The sequence below is a fragment of the Actinomycetota bacterium genome, from assembly GCA_030774015.1.
Lineage (GTDB): Bacteria > Actinomycetota > UBA4738 > UBA4738 > JACQTL01 > JALYLZ01.
The window spans coordinates 23,506-42,540 of record JALYLZ010000052.1 but is presented as its reverse complement, the minus strand read 5'-3'; the positions used below and the strand labels follow the sequence as shown (position 1 = coordinate 42,540).

General features: G+C 71.0%; 20 protein-coding genes and 1 tRNA gene. 1 reads left to right on the top strand and 20 read right to left on the bottom strand.

What is annotated here, in order from left to right:
- Positions 1-3: 3 nt before the first annotated feature.
- The 7 genes from M3Q23_05340 to M3Q23_05310 all read right to left on the bottom strand — a co-directional run bounded on the left by M3Q23_05340 (position 4) and on the right by M3Q23_05310 (position 7,096).
- Complete coding sequence (locus M3Q23_05340; protein MDP9341526.1) at positions 4-1,362, bottom strand: D-alanyl-D-alanine carboxypeptidase; 1,359 nt, start codon at positions 1,360-1,362, stop codon at positions 4-6.
- A 90-nt stretch (positions 1,363-1,452) separates the two neighbouring features.
- Positions 1,453-2,151, bottom strand: a complete 699-nt coding sequence (locus tag M3Q23_05335; GenBank protein MDP9341525.1) for a MerR family transcriptional regulator — start codon at positions 2,149-2,151, stop codon at positions 1,453-1,455.
- A gap of 5 nt (positions 2,152-2,156) precedes the next feature.
- A complete protein-coding gene (locus M3Q23_05330) occupies positions 2,157-2,612 on the bottom strand; it encodes a zinc-ribbon and FHA domain-containing protein (protein MDP9341524.1) in 456 nt (151 codons plus the stop codon).
- Between the two features lie 180 nt (positions 2,613-2,792).
- Positions 2,793-3,191: a glycine cleavage system protein GcvH gene (gene gcvH, locus M3Q23_05325; protein ID MDP9341523.1), complete on the bottom strand. Its 399-nt coding sequence runs from the start codon at positions 3,189-3,191 to the stop codon at positions 2,793-2,795.
- Between the two features lie 15 nt (positions 3,192-3,206).
- Positions 3,207-5,699: a sugar phosphate nucleotidyltransferase gene (locus tag M3Q23_05320; protein ID MDP9341522.1), complete on the bottom strand. Its 2,493-nt coding sequence runs from the start codon at positions 5,697-5,699 to the stop codon at positions 3,207-3,209.
- A complete protein-coding gene (locus M3Q23_05315) occupies positions 5,696-6,331 on the bottom strand; it encodes a CDP-alcohol phosphatidyltransferase family protein (GenBank protein MDP9341521.1) in 636 nt (211 codons plus the stop codon). Before M3Q23_05315 ends, M3Q23_05320 begins: the two co-directional genes overlap by 4 nt.
- Before the next feature lie 126 nt (positions 6,332-6,457).
- The gene (locus M3Q23_05310; protein ID MDP9341520.1) at positions 6,458-7,096 is read right to left on the bottom strand and encodes a hypothetical protein; all 639 of its coding nucleotides are present in this window, start codon (positions 7,094-7,096) and stop codon (positions 6,458-6,460) included.
- Between the two features lie 210 nt (positions 7,097-7,306).
- Here M3Q23_05310 and M3Q23_05305 point away from each other — a divergent pair, with 210 nt between their 5' ends.
- Positions 7,307-7,684, top strand: a complete 378-nt coding sequence (locus M3Q23_05305) for a VOC family protein (GenBank protein MDP9341519.1) — start codon at positions 7,307-7,309, stop codon at positions 7,682-7,684.
- A 66-nt stretch (positions 7,685-7,750) separates the two neighbouring features.
- Here M3Q23_05305 and M3Q23_05300 read toward each other — a convergent pair.
- The 13 genes from M3Q23_05300 to M3Q23_05240 all read right to left on the bottom strand — a co-directional run bounded on the left by M3Q23_05300 (position 7,751) and on the right by M3Q23_05240 (position 19,011).
- Positions 7,751-7,825: transfer RNA gene (locus tag M3Q23_05300), tRNA-Pro, on the bottom strand.
- 93 nt (positions 7,826-7,918) lie between these two features.
- Positions 7,919-9,256: a ribosome biogenesis GTPase Der gene (gene der, locus M3Q23_05295; protein MDP9341518.1), complete on the bottom strand. Its 1,338-nt coding sequence runs from the start codon at positions 9,254-9,256 to the stop codon at positions 7,919-7,921.
- Positions 9,253-9,969: a (d)CMP kinase gene (gene cmk / locus M3Q23_05290; GenBank protein MDP9341517.1), complete on the bottom strand. Its 717-nt coding sequence runs from the start codon at positions 9,967-9,969 to the stop codon at positions 9,253-9,255. The genes der and cmk overlap by 4 nt, the downstream gene beginning before the upstream one ends.
- A complete protein-coding gene (gene aroA / locus M3Q23_05285) occupies positions 9,966-11,339 on the bottom strand; it encodes a 3-phosphoshikimate 1-carboxyvinyltransferase (protein ID MDP9341516.1) in 1,374 nt (457 codons plus the stop codon). The genes cmk and aroA overlap by 4 nt, the downstream gene beginning before the upstream one ends.
- On the bottom strand, positions 11,336-12,421 hold the full coding sequence (locus tag M3Q23_05280; protein MDP9341515.1) for a prephenate dehydrogenase: 1,086 nt from the start codon (positions 12,419-12,421) through the stop codon (positions 11,336-11,338). Before M3Q23_05280 ends, aroA begins: the two co-directional genes overlap by 4 nt.
- Before the next feature lie 52 nt (positions 12,422-12,473).
- Positions 12,474-12,833, bottom strand: coding sequence for a chorismate mutase (gene aroH / locus M3Q23_05275; GenBank protein MDP9341514.1), 360 nt, complete (start codon positions 12,831-12,833; stop codon positions 12,474-12,476).
- Between the two features lie 136 nt (positions 12,834-12,969).
- A complete protein-coding gene (locus M3Q23_05270) occupies positions 12,970-13,788 on the bottom strand; it encodes an rRNA pseudouridine synthase (protein ID MDP9341513.1) in 819 nt (272 codons plus the stop codon).
- A gap of 20 nt (positions 13,789-13,808) precedes the next feature.
- Positions 13,809-14,378 (bottom strand): SMC-Scp complex subunit ScpB, encoded by a 570-nt coding sequence (gene scpB, locus M3Q23_05265; protein ID MDP9341512.1) that lies wholly within the window; start codon positions 14,376-14,378, stop codon positions 13,809-13,811.
- A gap of 63 nt (positions 14,379-14,441) precedes the next feature.
- On the bottom strand, positions 14,442-15,197 hold the full coding sequence (locus tag M3Q23_05260; protein MDP9341511.1) for a segregation/condensation protein A: 756 nt from the start codon (positions 15,195-15,197) through the stop codon (positions 14,442-14,444).
- A gap of 66 nt (positions 15,198-15,263) precedes the next feature.
- The gene (gene mscL, locus M3Q23_05255; GenBank protein MDP9341510.1) at positions 15,264-15,680 is read right to left on the bottom strand and encodes a large conductance mechanosensitive channel protein MscL; all 417 of its coding nucleotides are present in this window, start codon (positions 15,678-15,680) and stop codon (positions 15,264-15,266) included.
- 75 nt (positions 15,681-15,755) lie between these two features.
- The gene (locus M3Q23_05250) at positions 15,756-16,397 is read right to left on the bottom strand and encodes a site-2 protease family protein (GenBank protein MDP9341509.1); all 642 of its coding nucleotides are present in this window, start codon (positions 16,395-16,397) and stop codon (positions 15,756-15,758) included.
- Between the two features lie 34 nt (positions 16,398-16,431).
- Entirely contained in the window at positions 16,432-17,757 is a 1,326-nt protein-coding gene (locus tag M3Q23_05245; protein ID MDP9341508.1) for a thymidine phosphorylase, read from the bottom strand.
- Positions 17,758-17,811: 54 nt separating this feature from the next.
- The gene (locus M3Q23_05240) at positions 17,812-19,011 is read right to left on the bottom strand and encodes a phosphopentomutase (GenBank protein MDP9341507.1); all 1,200 of its coding nucleotides are present in this window, start codon (positions 19,009-19,011) and stop codon (positions 17,812-17,814) included.
- Positions 19,012-19,035: the final 24 nt, after the last annotated feature.

The following is a 19,035-nucleotide window of genomic DNA, read 5'->3' as shown; positions in this document are numbered from 1 at the left end:
GGCTCAGCCGAACAGCGATGCCACCGCGTGGACGGTGAAGTGGCCGATGGACGCCAGCCCCCGGCGCCACCACGGGTCGGCGCTGGGGAGGCCCGCACCGGGCTGGGGCGATCCCGCCACCACCAGCGGGACGGTCCCCATCACGGTGCCGCCGGCGGAGAAGGTGACCGTCCCGATCCGGCTGCCCACGGCCACCGGCCCGGACAGGCCGGACGTCAGGGCGACCTCGCGGACGATCCGGTCGACCTGTTCCGTGCGGACCAGGCGCCGCAGCCCCGCGCCGGCCGCCACGGGGATCCGCTCGGTCCCCAGGGGTACGGGGCGAAGGCTCTTTCCCTCCTTCACCAGGGTCTTCTCGGTGAAGGCATGGAACCCGTAGTCGAGGAGGGCCGCTCCGTCGTCGAAGGAGTCGTACGTGCTGGGCTCCCCCAGCACCACCACGAGGACGCCCCGGCCGTGCCGCCTGGCCGCCGCCATCAGGCAGTACCCGGCCGCCGACGTGTACCCGGTCTTGCCGCCGATCGCTCCGGGATACAGCCACAGCAGGACGTTGCGGTTCTGGATGTGCCGGGTGGGACCCGAGGACGAGGGCACGTCGTGGAACTTCGACTTCGCGACCTTCGCGAACAGCGGGATCCCGAAGTCCAGCCGGCTGATCGCCGCGAGGTCGCGGGCCGTGGTGTATCCGCGGTCGTCCAGGCCGTTCGGGGACAGGAAGTGGGTCCGGTGCAGCCCCAGCCGGGCCGCTTCGGTGGCCATGTCGGCGACGAACGCGTCGACGGATCCGGAGACGTGATCGGCCAGCGCCACGGCCGCGTCGTTCGCCGACTGGAGCAGCAGCGCGTACAGCAGCTGCGCGACGGAGAGGCGCTCCCCCAGCTTCAGGCCCAGCTCGGAGACGCCCAGGATCTGCGCGCCCTGCGCCGCGGCTTCCGGACCCACGGTGACCACGTCGCTCGGCTGGACCCGGCGCAGCACCAGCAGCGCCGTCATCAGCTTGGTCAGGCTGGCCACCGGGCGGCGGTCGTCCGGTTGGAAGGAGAGGAGGACCTCGCCGGTGTCGAGGTCCTCCAGGATCGCGGCCCGGGCCTGGATCGCCGGCGGCTCCAGCGACGGCGTCGGGGTGACCAGCTCGGTGGGAAACGGTGACGGGGACGAGCAGATGCTGGTTGCCGGGGCGGGAGCGGGGGCGGTCGAGGGCGGCGGGGCCGGGCTGGTGGACGTCCCGGAGGGTGTACCGCTCGGCGTCCCGGATGGAGAAGCGGAGGGTGGGGGCGGGGACGGCGGGGCGCAGAGGACCGGGACCGGGGTGGGCGGGGGCGGCGTGATGGCCAGGGCCATGGTGGCGATCCCGGCCGGCACTAGTGGGATTAGCACCGAAGCGACGGAGACGAGGAACCTTCTGCTTCCCCTTCGCACCGGATCGCTGGAGGTGACGGCGCCCGGGGGTGGCTACGGCGCCTGGATGTACTGGCGGAGGTTGCTGCGGAGGAAGGCCTGCTTGAGCTTCCGCGACAGCCGGGCCAGCTCGGCCAGGGAATCGGTGGCGGCCCGGCGGGCGTCCGGGTTCCGCTGCCGGAGCATCGGCAGGACGATGGCCTCGAACAGGCTGGCCTCCCGCTCGGCGAAGTGCCGGTACATGGTGAGGTGGCGAGGTTCGACCCCGTACTTGAACAGGTCCTTCACGATCGACAGCACGATGTAGTCGTCACCGTCGTAGTAGCGGTTCCCGTCCAGGCCGTGGGTGCACAGGATCCCGAACTTCTCCAGCTCCTGGATGCGCTCCCGGTCCACGCCGGTGGCCGCGCTCATCTCGTCCTCCGACATCTGGAGGCCGGTGGGCGGCTCCACCAGCTCCTCGTCGGCGGCCGCCTGGTCCACGGGCTCCACCGGCTCCGATCCGTCCTCCTGCCGGGCCAGCCGCTCCTTGATCACCTTCAGCGGGAGGTACTCGTCCCGCTGAAGCTTCAGGATCTGCCGGAGCCGGTCCACATCCCCGTCGTAGAACTTGCGGTACCCGGACGCGGTCCGCTCCGGCTCGATCAGGCCCTCCCCCTCCAGGAACCTGATCTTGGAGATCGTGATGTCGGGGAACTCCGTCTTCAGCGAGATCAGGACCTCACCGATCGACAGGTAGCTGCGCACGGCCATTGCCATCACTCCCCCGCGAAGAACACGAGCTTGAACTTCCCGATCTGCAACTCGTCGCCCGATGCGAGCTCGGTCTCGTCCACCCGCTCCCGGTTGACGTACGTCCCGTTCAGGCTGCCGAGGTCCCGGACGAAGAAGCGGTCGCCCCGGCGGCGGATCTCCGCGTGGCGGCGGGACACCGTCACGTCGTCCAGGAAGATGTCGCTCTCGGGATGCCTCCCGGCTGTGGTGACGTCCTTGTCGATGAGGAAGTTCGACCCGGCGTTGGGGCCACGCTTCACCACGAGGAGGGCCTGCTCCTTGGTGAGCTCATCCAGAGGGAGAACCACGTCCTCGCCGGTCTCCTCCTCCACCTCGATGGGGCTGAACGTGACCGTGGTCTCCTCCTGAAGTGCACGCCCGCACTGAGCGCAGAATCGCGCGTCGTCCGGGTTTCGATGTCCACAGTTCGTGCAGTACAACCTCATCCTCCTCCGGCATGGAGGCTTCCTCGAAGGTTGAGGCTTGCGAGGGAGGCGTAACTCTATACCGAGAGTGCAGGCTTGGTCAATGCTCCAGGCAGGATCGACCCTCAGCTCCAGTGGAAGCGCGCGCCACTGTCGAGTAGCGGGACAGCTGGAGCGAACGTGAGGTCGAGGGCTCTAGCCGCCCGCCTGGACCTCGTCGACGTAGGAGCGGTAGGCGGCGGCGTCCATGAGGGCGTCCAGCGCCGACGGATCGGCCGCCTCGATCGCGATCATCCAGCCGTCGCCGTAGGGGTCCTGGTTCACCAGCTCGGGCCGGTCCTCGAGCGCGCCGTTGGCTTCGATGACCGTGCCGGTCAGCGGGCTGTACACGTCGGAGACCGATTTCGTGGACTCCACCTCTCCGAACGGAGCCCCGCCCTGGACCTCCGTGCCCGGCTCGGGGATGTCGACGTACACCACGTCGCCCAGGGCGTCCTGGGCGTAGTCGGTGATGCCGACCCGGATGCGCCCGTCGCCCTCCGCCCGGGCCCATTCGTGCTCCTTCGTGTATCTCAGGTCCTCTGGAAACTCCACATCGACCTCCCGGGCTCAGCCCTTCAGCTCTTCCACCAGCGTCGCGTATTCCTGGGCCAGGGCCTCGGCTTCCTCCCTCGAGTCCGCCTCGGCCCACACCCGGACCACGGGTTCCTCGGGGTGGGGGGCCACGGCGACCCAGTCCCTCCCCCGGTACGTCTTCAGCCCGTCGATCGTCACGTCGTCGGGCCCGGCCCGCTCCAGCAGCCGGCGCATGACCGTTCCCTTGGCCTCCCAGGGGATGTCGACCTCCCGCCGGACCACGTGCGTCTGGGGGAGGCGGTCCACCACCGCCGAGAGGGACCACTGGGTCCGGGCCAGCAGCTCCAGCAGCTTGGCCAGGCTGAACACGCCGTCGTACGCGGCCAGGAAGTCGGGGAAGATATAGCCGCCCCCGTCGGCGCCGGCGAACATGACGTCGCGCTCCTCCGCCGCCGCCATCAGGGCGGACGCGGAGATCGGAGTCCACACGACTCCCCCGCCGCTCTCCCGCACGATGTCCTCGACGGCGCGGGACGTCACGACGGGGACCGCGATGCGGGGGAACGCCGTGGTCTGTGCCACCAGCCACACGAAGGCGAGCAGCGCCTCTCCCTGGGAAAGGAGACGGCCCGTCTCGTCGATCAGGCGGACCCGCTCGCCGGCGGAGTCGAACAGGGCTCCCAGGTCCGCGCCGCTGGAGGTGACCAGGCGCTGGAGCTGCTGGAGGTGGCCTTCGACCTGCTCCTCCGTGGGAATGGCGCGCTCCTCGTCCAGGACGGCGTTCGCCGCCAGGACCTCCGCGCCGAGCTCCCCCAGGACCGTCGGGCCGGTGAACGTGGTCGCTCCGAAGCCGTAGTCGACCACGAGCTTGGGGCGCCGGGAGCGCACCACCTTCATGTCCACCGAGTTCAGCATCTCCCGCAGGTAGTACTCGCGGCCCCGGGCGGGGAAGGCGAGCTCACCGATCTCGTGGTGGAACACCCGCCGGAGGTCGTCCCGGTAGAAGATCCGCTCGACCTTGCGTTCGACGGAAGCGTCCACGTTCACTCCACGTCCGTCGAAGAACTGGATCTGGACCGAAGCCGGGTCCCCTTCCGCCGTACGGACGGAGACCCCGGCGTTGGCGCGGGCCGACCGGGCGTAGAACCGCGCGACCGGGGTCGGGACGAGCTCGAGGTCGTGCACGTGGACGCCCGCCGCGTTCGCGCCGGCCACCATGACCCGCTTGATGATCCGCGCGGTCCGGGTGACGTCCCGGGACGCCACGATGACGCTTCGCTTGGGCAGCGAGCTGGCGAACGCCATCGCCAGCCGGACGGCCATCTCCGGGGTGATGTCGATGTTGACCAGGCCCGCGACGCCTCGGTCCCCGAACAGGCCCCGGCTGACCCTCGACTCCCAGATGACGCTCTGGGAGACCAGCACGCCGGGGTCCACCGTCTTGAAGGGGTAGACCTTCACTCGAGGGTTGAGGACGGCCCCCTCCCCGATCCGGCACTCGTCCGCCACCACGGCCCCCTCGTCCACCCTGGCCCCGTGGGCCACGTCGGTGTTCTTGCCGATCACGCATCCCCGGAGGGTGACCGACGGTCCGACGTAGGCGTTGTCGTGGACCACCGCGCGATGCAGAAACGCCCCCGCCTTCACCACCACGTTGGCGCCCAGCACCGTGTATTCGCGCAGCTCGGCGCCCGCTTCCACCCTGGAGTTCGGCCCGATGTAGACCGGACCGGCCACCTTCGCCCCAGGCTCGATCTCGGCGTCGGTCCCCAGCCACACTCCACCCTCCATGCCGAACGCCCTCAAGTCGAGGTCGATCTTGCCGTCCAGGATGTCTCGCTGAACGCTCATGTACGTCTCGAGGGTTCCCACGTCGGTCCACTCGCCGTCCGCGACGTGCCCGTACATGGGGAGGCCCTTCTCCAGCAGGAGGGGGAACAGGTCGTGGGCGAAGTCGAACTCCTCCCCCGACGGGATGTAGCCGAGCACCTCCGGTTCGATCACGTAGATGCCGGTGTTGATCTGGTCGCTGAAGACCTCACCCCAGCCCGGCTTCTCCAGGAACCGCTCGATGCGGCCCTCGTCGTCGGTGATCACGATGCCGAACTCGAGCGGGTTGGCCACCCGCTTCAGGGTGACGGTGACGGCGGCGCCCTTCTCCTTGTGGAACCGCACGGCCTCTTGCAGGTCGATGTCGGTGACGGCGTCGCCCGAGATCACCAGGAAGGTCTCCTCGGAGAGCTCGGACTCCGCGTTCTTCACGCTCCCGGCGGTGCCGAGGGGCTCCTCCTCGGTGGCGTAGGAGAGCGAGAGGTCGAGGTCGGAGCCGTCGCCGAAGAAGTTCCGGATGACGCTGGCTAGGAACTGCACCGTCACCACGACGTCCGTGAAACCATGGCGCCGGAGGAGCCGGAGGATGTGCTGCATCATCGGCTCGCCCAGGATGGGCAGCATGGGCTTGGGCTGGTTGCTGGTCAGGGGTCGCAGGCGGGTGCCCTGGCCCCCGGCCATGACCACGGCCTTCATCGGCGTTCATCATAGCGGGGGGCTGGTTCCGGCCCGCTGGCTGGCTCGCTCGCTGCTTGTTCTGTGGACGGCCCCCGAAGGGCATCCCGCAGGTCGAACGCGTACATCCCGGCCGCCACGTAGTACTCCACGATCCCCACGGAGTACGCGATCCAGCCCAGCGCGCGCGCCGCGTGGCCGAGGGCCAGCCCGAAGTTCCCCCACGCCACCAGCGGCACCCCGAACATCAGCGAGAACGTGGCCACCTTCCCCAGGAACCGCACGTCGATCCGGCCGCCCCGGGACAGCAGGAACAGCCCGGCCACCAGGATCAGGAAGTCGCGGACCAGGATCAGCAGGGCCGCCCACAGCGGGAAGGCGTCGCGGACCACCAGGGTGATCAGGGCCGCCGCGATGGCCAGGCGGTCCGCGATGGGGTCGAGGAGCTTGCCGAGCTCCGAGACCTGGCCGGTCCGGCGGGCGATGACCCCGTCCACCCAGTCCGTCGACACCACCCCGCCCAGCAGCAGCAACCCGGCCGTCTCGGTGCCGTGATGCAGCAACAGCGCCACGAACACCGGGATCAGCAGGATGCGCGCGAACGAGATGCCGTTCGGGATGGTCAGGACTCGACGGGAGGTCTCCGTCGCCACGGCGCGCACCGTATCACCGGCCGTGGTCCCCGGACGCGGTCCCCGGACGCGGTTCGATGGACCGGGAGCGGGCCCGGACGGCGCGTCGCGCCCGGGCCCGCCCTCACTCTGCGTGGTGCCGAGCGGTCAGGCCTTGCAGCTCGGCGGGGTCGTGGTGGTGTCGGGCTTGGTGCAGAGCGGCCCCAGCCCGGTGGTGGCGTCCGGCCGGCTGATGAAGGCGACCGGGCCGGCGTCGTGCGATCCGTTGAACGGTGTGGGCGGCCCCGTGAACCCGCACGGCGCGGCCTCCGCGGGGTCGTCGAACCAGATCCCGACGTGGAAGGTGTTGGTGGGCGCGAGGTTCGCGTCCGGATCGAACCCGAAGACCTCGTCCAACAGGATCGTCCGGACCTTGACCGTGGCCGCGTGCTTGCTGCTGATGTCGATGTCGGCCTGATACCAGGCCAGGCCGAAGTTCTTGAAGTTCGGGTCCGGGGTGCCGTCGGCGAGCTGCGGGCTGTTCTGGACGGTGAACAGGTCGAATCCCTGGTCCTCCTGGAAGCCCTTCAGGTGCAGCGTGAGGCGGGCGGTCTGCTTGCCGCGGATCACCGTCACCGTCGCGCTGGCCGTCTGCTTCTCCTCCTGCGCGCAACCCAGGAACTGCGGGTTGGCGAAGAGGTGGAAGGTGATCTTGTGCGGGGGCGTCCCCTGTGCCCCGGTCCTCCCCAGTGCGTTCGGGACGATCAGAAACGCAACCAGGCCCACGGCCAGCGCCAGTGGTACCACCAGGCGCAGCCCGCGCCAACGGGCAGTGTGCGACGAATCCATACGGCCCCTCCTTCCCTGGACGACGGATCGGCTCATCTATCCGAGCCGGCCCGACCGTAGGCCTACCGCCCCATGCAGTCAACCTGAGGTTTAGTGTTGATGGTCCGGATCGGGTGGCGGTCGCGGGTTTCGCGGCTTCACCGATTCGCTGTCTCGTGGGAGGTGAGCATGGCTGAGGCCGCCGCCAACGTGCGGTACATGGTCCACGACGTCGAGGAGTCGGTCGCCTTCTACACCACGCACTTCGGGTTCACGCTGCAATCGAGTGCCGCGCCCGCCTTCGCCGACGTGGTTCGGGGACCGCTGCGGCTGTTGCTGAGCGGAAGGACCAGCTCGGCGGGCCGTCCCATGCCCGACGGCCGGGAGCCCGAGCCGGGGGGATGGAACCGCATCCTGCTCGTCGTGGACGACCTGGCGGCGGAGGTGGAACGGCTCCGCGCGGCGGGGCTCCGGTTCCGAAACGACATCGTCAAAGGCCCGGGCGGATCTCAGATCCTGGTGGAGGATCCCTCCGGGAACGCCATCGAGCTGTTCCAGCCCCGCTGACGCGACGCCCATCCGCTTCTTCGAGGCGGCGTGAACGCGCCATGAGCCGGCGTGGAACCGTATCTGTCGGGCCGGGGAGATTTGAACTCCCGACCTCTTGACCCCCAGTCAAGCGCGCTAACCAAGCTGCGCCACGGCCCGGCACCCCTGATTGTATCGGCGACCGGCACGCATGCCCCCGACACGTCCGCCCCCGCCACACCGGCCCCCGGGCGGGCGGCGGCAAGGTCGAGGTCAGCGACCGCGCGTCTTCCGCTTGGCCCGGAACTTCAGCCGGATGGGGATCCCGTCCAGCTCGAAGACCCGGCGGAAGCGGTTCTCCAGGAACCGGCGGTAGCTCGGCTCGGGAGCCCGCGCGCCGAACAACACGAACGTGGGCGGGCTCGCCGAGGTCTGCGTCCCGTAGCGGAACCGGGGGGTGCCCCGGGGCGGCGGCCGCTCGCCCTGCGCTTCCTGGAGCACCCGGTTCACCTCCGCCGTCGGCACGCGGCGGGACCACCGTGCGTGCTGCTCCAGCAGCACCGCCGGCAGTCGCCGGACGCCCAGGCCGGAGAGCGCGGACGTGCGGACGAGTGGCGGGCGATGGAACGGTGCCAGCTCCTCCGCCAGGTCCTCGAGCAGCGCCGAACGTTCTCCCGATGGGACCAGGTCCCACTTGTTCGCGGCGACCACCAACCCTCGCCCCGACTCGCTGACCCGGGCTGCGACGTGCTTGTCGTCGCCGGTCAGCCCCTCCGAGGCGTCGAGCACCAGCAGGGCGACGTGCGACCGGTCGATGGCCTGGGCCGCCCGGACCAGGCCGTAGTACTCCACGCCCTGCATCCGGCCGGCCCTTCGGAGCCCGGCGGTGTCGACGAACCGCACTGCTCCGGACGGCCACGTCACCACGGCGTCGACGGCGTCGCGGGTGGTCCCCGCCTCCTCGTAGACGACTGACCGGTCCTCCTCCACCAGCCGGTTGAAGAGTGACGACTTGCCGACGTTCGGCCTCCCCACCAGGGCGAACCTCGGCTCAGTCTCGACTTCAGGTTGAGACTCGACGTTGGGGAGGAGGCTGAGCAGGGTGTCGAGGAGCTCACCGGAACCTCTCCCGTGCAGCGCCGACACCGCGATCGGCTCGCCCAGCCCCAGCCCGTGGAACGCGGCGGCGTCCGGTTCCTGGAGATCGGTGTCCACCTTGTTCACCACGGCCAGCACGGGGACCCGGGACCGTCGCAGCCGCCGAGCCAGGGCCGCGTCCTCTTCCTGGATCCCAGTCTGAGCGTCCGTCACCAGCAGGACCAGGTCGGCGGTCTCGGCGGCCCGAGCGGCCTGGGCCGAGGCCAGGGCTTCGACGCCGCCCGCCCGGCTGACGTGGCCGCCGGTGTCGACCACCAGGAAGGTCCGCCCGCGCCACTCCACCGGGATCTCCACCCGGTCGCGGGTCACACCCGGCTGCTCGTGGGCGATGACCTGCCGGCGGCCGAACAGGCGGTTCACGAGCGTGGACTTCCCCACGTTCTGGCGGCCCACGACGGCGACTCGAGGCAGGCTGCCCGGCCGGACGTCGCCGGCGGCGCTCGGGGGGGTCATGGCTCGCCCCCGAGGCGGCGCCGCACCAGGGCCATCGCCTCACGGAAGACCTCGTCGGGCTGGCGGTCGGTGGTGTCGATGTGCACGGCGTCGGGGGCCGGAACGAGCGGGTTCACCTTGGAATCGAGGGCGTCCCGGCGGGCCATCCCGGCCGCGATGCCGGCCTCGCCGCCCCGCTCGATGGTCCGGCGGCCGGCCCGTTCTGTTTCCGAGGCGTCGAGGAAGATCTTCACGGGGGCATCATGGAACACCACCGTGCCGATGTCCCGACCCTCCACCACAGCTCCAGGGGCTCCCAGGCGCCGCTGCTCGACCACCATGATCCGCCGGACCTCGGGGTGACGGGAGACCGAGGAAACCGTCTTATCCACATCGAGGTCCGTAAGCTCGTGCCCGGGGACCTGGCCGTCGATGCGCAGCTGGGGTGGCATGAGGCTCGAGTCGAGGTCGAACCTCATCGTCGCCGCGAGCGCCGCCAGGGCCCGGGCGTCGGTGGGATCGACTCCCCGGTCCAGGGCTCGGCGGGTGAGGGCACGGTACATCGAACCCGTGTTGAGATAGGGCAGTCGGAGGGCGGTGGCCAGTCGGCGGGCCAGCGTGCTCTTCCCGGCGCCGGCGGGACCGTCGATGGCGATGACCAGCCCCGCGGCGCAGGCGTCGCCCGTGGGGGTCGCTTCGCTCGCGGAGTTCGTCTGGTCGTCGGGCTCGGTCACGAGGCAATCTCCAGGTCCGCCCCCAGCCCCACGAGCGCCTCGACGAACCCCGGGAACGACACCTCTGCCCACTCCATGCCGGTGACGGTGCAGGGAGCGCGGGCGGCCAGTGCTCCCACCGCGAATGCCATGGCCAGGCGATGGTCCTGGCGGGCGTCCGTCGTCCCCCCCGCCAGGCCGCCTCCGGCTACCACAAGGGCGTCGCCCTGGACCTCGGCCTCCCCGCCCAGCTCCCGGATGCCCTCGGCGACGCCGTGGAGGCGGTCGCTCTCCTTCACCCGGAGCTCCGCCGCCCCTTCGAACCGGGACTCGCCCTCGGCGTGGACAGCCAGCAATGAGATCAACGGGACCTCGTCGATGACGCCCGCGAGTTCCGCGGCCTCGACCACCACGCCGCGCAGGCCGCCCTCCCCCGCAACGTCGATCTCCCCCACGGGCTCCCCGACCTCGGTCCCTGCGATGCGATCGTCCACATGAGCGCCCATCCGGCGAAGGACGTCCAGGAAGCCGGTCCGGGTGGGGTTGAGGCCCACGCCGTCCACGACGAACCGTCCTCCGGTGAGCACCGCGGCGCCCGCCAGGAACGCGGCCGCGCTGAGGTCCCCCGGCACCGTGCTGGCGAACGCCTCGTGCTGGAACGCCCGGACCGTGACCCCGCCGGCATCATCTCGGGTGACCGGTGCCCCCAGGAACTCCAGCGCCCGTTCGGTGTGGTCGCGGGTCTGGGCGGTCTCCAGCACGGTGGTCTCCCCCTCAGCGGCCAGCCCGGCCAGCAGGATCGCACCCTTGACCTGGGCGCTCGGGACGGGCAGAGCGTACCGGACCCCGGTCAGGCTTCCCCCGAGCACGGTCACCGGCGGCCGGCCCCTGGTCGTTAGCACCTGTGCACCCATCCGCCGAAGCGGCTCCGCCACGCGTTCCATGGGCCGTGCCGAGAGGCCGGCGTCCCCCGTCAGGACGGACCGAAATGGGCACGCCGCGGCGATTCCGGCCACCAAGCGCATCGAGGTACCGGAGTTCCCGCAGTCGATCTCGTCCTGAGGTTGCCTCAGGCCGACCCGCCCCTCGCCGTCGATGCCGACCGCGAGTCCAACGCTCGACTGGAGCGAACCCTCGACCTCCCCTGAACTGGACAAATGTTTCATGTGAATCCAACGCTGAAGCTCTACCTGAGACCTTTGGGAGAGGGTCAGCACCGCTTTCCCGGTCGATCGGACGTCCAGAGACGGGGGAAGGCCGCGCAGTGCGCTGCGGCCCGTGGCGGTCGCTGCGAGCAACAGCCATCGGTGGGCGATGGACTTGTCGCCCGGAACCCGAGTCGAGCCCGAAACCCTGCGACCGGGCCGGATGACCGCCCGCGCCGCCCTCATGCCAGCCGTACCGGCTCGAAGCCTTCGGAGGAGAGCGCTTCGGCCGCCTGCTCGGCCCGCTCCGCCGCGACGGTGAGGTGCGCCGTCCCCCGGCCGCCCTCGACCGAGTGCACGATCTGGAGGTCCTCGATGTTGACGTCGCCACGGGCCAGGGCTCCCGTCAGGGTGGCCAGTGCTCCGGGCCGGTCGGGGATGGCCACCTGGAGGACCGCCACCCCGGCCCAAACCTGGGGCTTCGCGCTGAGGGACTGTCTGGCCCGCCGTCCCTCGGACAGGACAGCTTCCACCGACTCGGCATCGTCGGCCTCCAACGCCGTGCGGACCTCGTCGACGGCTTCGACGAACCTGGTCAGGGCCGGGACCACGGCTTGCCGGTTGGCGCGGAGGATGTCGGTCCACAATCCGGGGCTCGAGGAGGCCAGCCGAGTGAGGTCGCGGAACCCGCCGGCCGACAGGTCGAGCAGGTCGGGATCGAGGGCGTGCTCCCGGGCCGCCAGCGCCATGAGGGCCGACGAGACCACCTGGGGGAGATGGCTCACCACCGCCACCAGGCGGTCGTGGCGGTCCGCGTCCATGATCATGGGTCGGGCACCGGTGGCCCGAATCCACTCGGACAGCCGGAGGACGTGCGAGCTGCGGGCGTCGCGAGGGGTCAGGATCCAGGTGGCGCCGTCGAAGATGGCCGCGGAAGCGTGCTCAGGGCCGGACCGTTCCGACCCCGCCATGGGGTGTCCGGCCACGAAGCGAGCCGCCATCTCCCCTCCGGCTCGAGCCTCAACGTCGACTACCACTTGAGACTTCACGCTCCCGGCGTCTGTGACCAGGGCTCGAGCGTTGGCGGAAAGACACTCGACCACGACCTGAGGGATCGAGGGAACCGGCGTGCACACGAAGACGATCGACGCGTCCCGTGCGCACGCTTCGGCACTCGACGCCGGCTGGAGGCCCGCCCGGGCCGCCGCCTTGTCCAGCACTGCGGCGTCCACGTCGTACCCCAGAACCGGGTGGCCCAGCCGAATGGCGGCCAGGGCGATCGAGGTGCCGATGAGGCCGGTCCCGACCACGCCGATCGGCCCTTCCAACGCCGGCGCTGTCCCGTGGCCTCCGAGGTCGGGCGAACCGTTTCCGGGAGGTTCAGCCGAGGTCATCGCGGAGCGACCGGGCGCCCTCCAGGTAGACGTGCGCGACGTCCTCGGGCGCTCGGTCCGTGTGGAAGTGCATGAGGACCCGGATACAGCCGGGGAGGGAGCCGTCGACGGCCAGCTCCCGGGCGCACAGCAGCGGGACGGAGCGCAACCCCATCCGCCGGGCCGCCTCCGCCGGGAACGTCGAGCGGACGTCGTCGGTCGCCGTGAAGACGATGCTGATGATGTCGGCGGCGCCGAGCCCGTTCCGCTCCAGCATCTCCGCGAGGAGTCGCTCGGTGGCCGACAGCACCGCCTCCCGGCCGTCCTGGTCGACCGTGATGGCCCCCCGCGCCGCGCGAACCGTCATCGCGTCGACTCCGGCCTCCACCTGGGGACCCTCTTCGGAACGGAACTCGTCCAGCTCATGGCGGTTCAGGCTACCGCGTCGTTCGCTTTCCCCACCGCCGCACCAGCCGCCGCCCGAGCTCAGATGCTGTCCGAGCTCAAAGCCCCGCGGCCCGAAACAGCTCCCCGACTTCCTCCGATTCGAGCTCCCGGACCTGGCCCGGCGGCAGCCGATCCAGCCGGATCGGGCCCACCCGCATCCGAACCAGCCGGCGGACCGGCAGGCCGACCGCGGCGAGCAGCCGGCGGACCTCGCGCTTGCGCCCCTCCCCCATCACCACGCGTACGGCGCCGCGACCCGCGGCCCGCCCGGGAATCCGCGCCGAGAGCGCTCGAGCCGGCCCGTCGTCCAGCTCCACCCCTCGCATCAAGCGGGCCACGTGGCGCTGCGTCGGCGACCCCTCCACCTCCGCCAGGTACTCCTTCTCCACCCCGTAGCGTGGGTGCATGAGGCGGTTGGCGAGCTCACCGTCGTTCGTCAGCAGCAGGAGGCCCTCGGTCTCGCGGTCGAGGCGCCCGACCGGGACCACGCCAGGCTGGTCGGAAGGAAGGAACGCCGAGAGGTCGGGCCGGCCTCGCGGATCACGGACCGTGCTGACGACGCCGGCCGGCTTGTGCAGGGCGTAGTACCGCAGGGCCGGGTCGAGCGGCACCCGTCCCCCGTCGACCTCCACCCGATCGGCCGTGGGATCGACGCGATCGCCGAGCGTGGCCACGCGCCCGTTCACCGTGACCCGGCCGTCGCGGATGAGCTCCTCCGAGGCCCGCCGGGAAGCGACGCCGGCCCGGGCCAGGGCCCGCTGGAGCCGCTCGACCCGAGAGCCCGACTCGCCACCATCTCCGGGGGCGTCAACTCCTGACTTCGCCGGTCGCCCAGACCCCCGCCCGCCCCCGGATTCCCGGTCCTCGATCGACACCGGATCCCTGCCGGAATCGCTCAGGAGGCCGCCTGGTCTTCGTCCCGATCGGCGTCGCCGGCGGCCGAGGCCGACAGCAGCGGGGCCAGCGACGGCAGCGCCGACAGCGAGGGCAGGCCCAGCCGTTCCAGGAACTCGGGCGTCGTGCCGTACAGGACCGGACGGCCCGGGCCGTCCTCACGCCCGACCTCGGCCAGCAAGCCCCGCTCCACGAGGGCCCGCAGCACCCCGTCGGTGTTGACGCCCCGGATGGCCGCGACCTGGTGACGGGTGACCGGCTGCTTGTACGCGACGATGGCCAGGGTCTCGAGCGACGCCTTGGTCAGACGGGCGTGCCGGCCCGACAGCACGAACTGCTCGACGTGGGGAGCGGTGTCGGGATGGGTGGCCATCTGCCATCCTCCGGCCACCCGCCGCACCACCAGGCCCGCCCCGCGATCCTCGTAGGACCGGGCCAGCTCCTCCAGCGCTTGCTCCACGACCCGGCGGTCCTCCTCCACGGCCTGAGACAGCGTCCCGGCCGGCAGCGGTTCGTCGGCCACGAACAGCAACGCCTCCAGCGCCCTCGCCATCTCGGTTCGGTCAGTCACCGGCTTCTCCCCTCCTGCCTCGAAACCTTTGCGCTGCAACGCTCTCGCGCAGCCGTCCTGCCCTCACGCGCCGCCGCCGTCGGACCATCGCACCTCGATCTCCCCGAACGTCTCCGCCTGCGACAGGTCGACCCTTCCATCCCGGTACAGCTCGAGCAGCGCCAGGAACCGCACCACGACGTGGATGCGCTCCTCGCAGTCCGCCACCAGCTCCCGGAACCGGGTGGCGCCGAGCGCCGCCAGTCGTTCCTCCACCGCCCGGATGGCGTCCGCCATCGTGACGCGGATGGGAGCGACGTGCGACAGGTCCACCATCGGAGGGGGCCGAAACAACGCGGCCGCGGTCCGGGCCAGCGCCTCCGGCGTCACCTTGTCCAGCACGTCCGGATACAGGTGCGCGAACTCCGCGGGAGGCCCGGCCTGCCGCGCGAAGTACCGCGAGCCCTCCTCCAGCCGGAGGGCCAGGTCCGCGGCGGCGCGCCGGAACGCCGCGAGCTCGATGCTGCGCGCGTAGGCCAGGTCCGGCGAGCCGCCCAGGAGGTCCTCCTCCGTCGGCTCCTCCGGGCGGGGCATGAGCCGCCCCACCTTCAGCTCCAACAGCGCCGCGGCCAGGGCCAGGAACCACGTGGCCTCCTCCAGGCTCCACGCGCCCGCTTCGGCCGCGTGGGCCAGGAACCCGTTGGTCACGCGGGCCACGGGCACGTCGCACACGTCGACCCGGTGCGACAGCAGCAGCTCGGCCAGCACCCGGAACGGCCCGGTGAACACCGGGAGCTCCACGGCGAACTCGCCCACACCGGCCCGGGGTTCGTCGGTCATGATGGCCGGATCATAGCCCCGAGCACCGCCAGTTCCCCGGAAGCGGGCCGCCAGCCGGTAGTGCCGCTAGACGCCGACGGCCTCCACCTCGCTGGTGCACGCCGCGCACCGCGTCGCCGCCACCGGGATGCTCGTCTTGCAGAAGGGGCACTCCCGCATGGCGGGAGGCTCCTGCACCACGCCGCGCGGGGCAGTCATCCGGTTGAACGCCCGCACCAGCAGGAACAGCACCATCGCCACCAGCACGAAGTTGACGACCGCGGTGATGAGCCTCCCGTAGAGGATCTCGCCCTTCCCAACGCTGAACGACAGCGAGTTGAACGTGGGCTTCCCGACCGCGGCCGCGATGAAGTTGAGGATGACGTCGCTCACCAGCGAGGTGACCACCGCGGCGAAGAACAGAGCCAGGATGAAGGCGACCGCGAACTCGACCAGGCTCCCCTTCAAAGCGAACGCCTTGAACTCCTTGATGAACCCACGCACGGAATCCCCCCTTCGCCGCGGGCGCCGAGCTGCGCCACTCCGGGGCGGAGCCTAGCGTGCCCCGAACGGACGGACCTACAGACAGGTGATGTCAGCGAGGGGCCGGCACAGCGCGTTCCCGAGGGCGTTGACGAAGGTCAGGACCGGGGCCCCCAGGAGGAAGAAGATCACCAGCATGAACAGGGGGAGGTACTGGTCCATGTTCGTGTAGACCTCCCGGGCCCGCCCGCTGAGGAACCGCGCCAGGATCCGGGCCCCGTCAAGCCCTGGAATGGGCATCAGGTTGAACACGAACAGCACGACGTTGATGCGAAGCGCCGCCACCAGGAACAGGCCGAGGTCGCCGGTCGAGACCACCCGGAACGCGAGGGAAGTGGCGACGGCGAGCAGCAGGTTCACCAGGGGCCCGGCCAGGGAGATCAACACCGTGTCTCGCGGGGGGTTCCGCAGGTTCCCGGGGTTGAGAGGCATCGGCTTGGCGTAGGCGAACACCGGCAGCTGCACCTTCGCGGCCAGCAGGATCAGGAGGAGGCCGGGCAGGATCCCTGAGCCGAACGGGTCGAAGTGTGGCCTCGGATTGAGGGTCCGCCGGCCGAAGCGCCTCGGCGTCGGGTCACCCAGGCGCTCGGCGGCGGCGGCCCGGGCGAACTCCCGAAGCGCGAGGCTCGGAACGAGGGCAACGAGTGAGAAGAGGGCCAGTTTGACCCACACGTTCACCGGGCGGCCTCTCGATCAGCTCGACGAATCCCGTTCACTCCCCACCCTCCCCGTACCACCGGTACACCAGCGGCGGAGGCTCCACCGGCTCGTCCTGGATTCGCACGGCGGCCAGGACCCCACGCACGGCCGCGTCCGCCTGGTGCTCGCCGCGGGCGTGGACCGTGCCCAGCTCTGACCCGACCTCCACCTGGTCGCCGATCTTGGCCCGGAACACGATACCGGTGGCGGGATCGATCGGGTCGCCTTTGCGATGCCGGCCAGCCCCCAGGTCCACCCCGGCCCGGCCGATCTCCTCGGCGTCCATCGACGCCACGAAGCCGCCCCGAGGAGCCGTGATCGGTCGCATCAGGGGGGCTCGAGGAAGCACCGACCACGGATCGTCGGCCACCCGTGCGTCTCCTCCCTGCGCTTCCACCATCAGCGCGAACCTGCGGAGGGCGTCCCCGCCGTCGAGGGCTCGCTCGGCCCTTGCCGCCGCCTCGGCTCGCGGCATGCCCTCGAGCAGGGAGAGCGCCTCGGCGGCGAAGGTGACGGCGAGGTCCCGGAGCCTGCCCCGGAACGAGCCACGGAGCACCTCCACCGCCTCCGCCACGTCCAGCGCGTTCCCCACCGCCTCACCGAGGGGCTGCGACATGTCGGTCACCGCGGCTCGGGCCCGACGATCCCAGCCCTGGGCCAGCGCGATGCACGCCTCCGCCAACGCTCCCGCTTCCTCGGGCGTCTTCATGAACGCTCCGCTCCCGGCCTTGACGTCGAGCACGACGAGGTCGGTCATGACCGCCAGCTTCTTCGACATCACGCTCGCCGCGATGAGTGGGAGCGAGCTGACCGTGGCGGTGGCGTCGCGCAGCGCGTACAGCGCCCCGTCCGCCGGCACCAGGTCCGGCGTCTGGGCGGCGATGGCGCACCCCACCCGCTCCACCTGCGCCTCGATCTCGTCCGGCGTGAGGTTGGTCCGCAGGTCCGGGATCGCCTCCAGCTTGTCCAGCGTCCCGCCGGTGTGCCCCAGGCCCCGCCCGGACAGCTTGGCCACGGCCATCCCGAGCGAGGCCGCCAGCGGGGCGAACACCAGCGTCACCCCGTCGGCGACGCCGCCGGTGGAGTGCTTGTCCACCTTGGGCCGAGAGATCCCGGCCAGCGGGAGCGTCCGGCCCGAGTCCACCATGGCCCTGGTCAGCGCCAGGGTCTCCTCCGTGTCCAGGCCCCGGATGTATGCCGCCATAAGGAACGCCGCGGCCACCTCGTCCCCGATCTCGCCCCGACCGTAACCCTGAACGAACGCTCGAAGCTCAGCCTCAGGGACGACCCGGCCGTCGCGCTTCAGCGCCACCACGTCGCGCGGATCGATGGGGTTCACGCGGACCTTTCCCCATCGATCCACAGCTTGTCCACATCGACCTCCAGTCGAGAGTCAGTGTTCGGGGTTCCCTCGGAACCCAAGGTCGCCGGCGAAGCTCTCTCCAGCTAGCCCCGAGGTATCGACCGCCAGCAGCTCGCCGATGGTCGCGCCGAGGTCCGAGAACCCCGGCCTCACCCCAAGGTCATGTGGACCTCGAGGCACTCCGGCGGCCAGCACCGGGGTGTTTTCCCGGGAATGGTCCGTGGGCGGTGTGGTGGGGTCGCACCCGTGGTCGCCCGTGAGGAACAGCACCCCTCGGCCCAGGGCCCCGGCCAGCTCCGGGAGGCGCCGGTCGAACGCCTCCACGCAGCGGGCATAGCCCTCGGGGTCGTTGCGGTGGCCGTACTTGGAGTCGAAGTCGACAAGGTTCGTGAACACCAGTGCCGGCCCGGGGCGCCGGAGGTACTCGAGGGTCAGGTCGATCCCATGCTCGTTCGAGTCCGAGTACCGGGCCTCCGTCATCCCCTTCCCGGCGAAGATGTCCTGGATCTTCCCGACGCCGTACACGGAGACGCCGGCGTCGACGCAGCGGTCGAGCAGCGTGGGGCCGGGCGGCGGGACGGAGTAGTCCCGGCGCTCCGGCGTGCGGACGAACGCGCCGGGCTCGCCGGCGAACGGCCGGGCGATGACCCGCCCCACCCGGTGCTCCCCCACCAGCAGGCTCCGGGCGATCCGGCACCACTCGTACAGCCGTTCCAGCGGCACGACGTCCTTGTGGCAGGCGATCTGGAACACGGAGTCGCCGCTCGTGTACACGATGGGACGGCCCGTCCGCATGTGCTCCTCGCCCAGCTCCGCGATGATCTCGGTCCCCGATGCCGGCCGGTTCCCCAGGACCCTGGCCCCGATCCGCTCCTCGAACGCCCGGATGATCTCCTCCGGGAAACCGTTGGGGTACAACGGAAACGGGCGCTCCAGCACGATCCCACAGATCTCCCAGTGACCGGTGGTGGTGTCCTTGCCCGCCGAGCGCTCGGTCAACCGTCCGTGGGCCGTCCCGGGCTCGGCCCGCGGCGCAACTCCCTCGATCTCGGTGAGGAACCCGAGCCCCAGCGCCTCCAGGTTCGGCGCGTGGAATCCGCCCACCGCCCGCGAGCAGTTCCCCAGCGTGTCGGACCCCTCGTCGCCGAACTCGGCCGCGTCGGGCGCGTGCCCCACCCCGAAGGAGTCGCACACCACCAGCAGGACCCGCGGAACCAGCGGCTCGCTCAAGCCGGCGTCCCCGAGGTCACGACG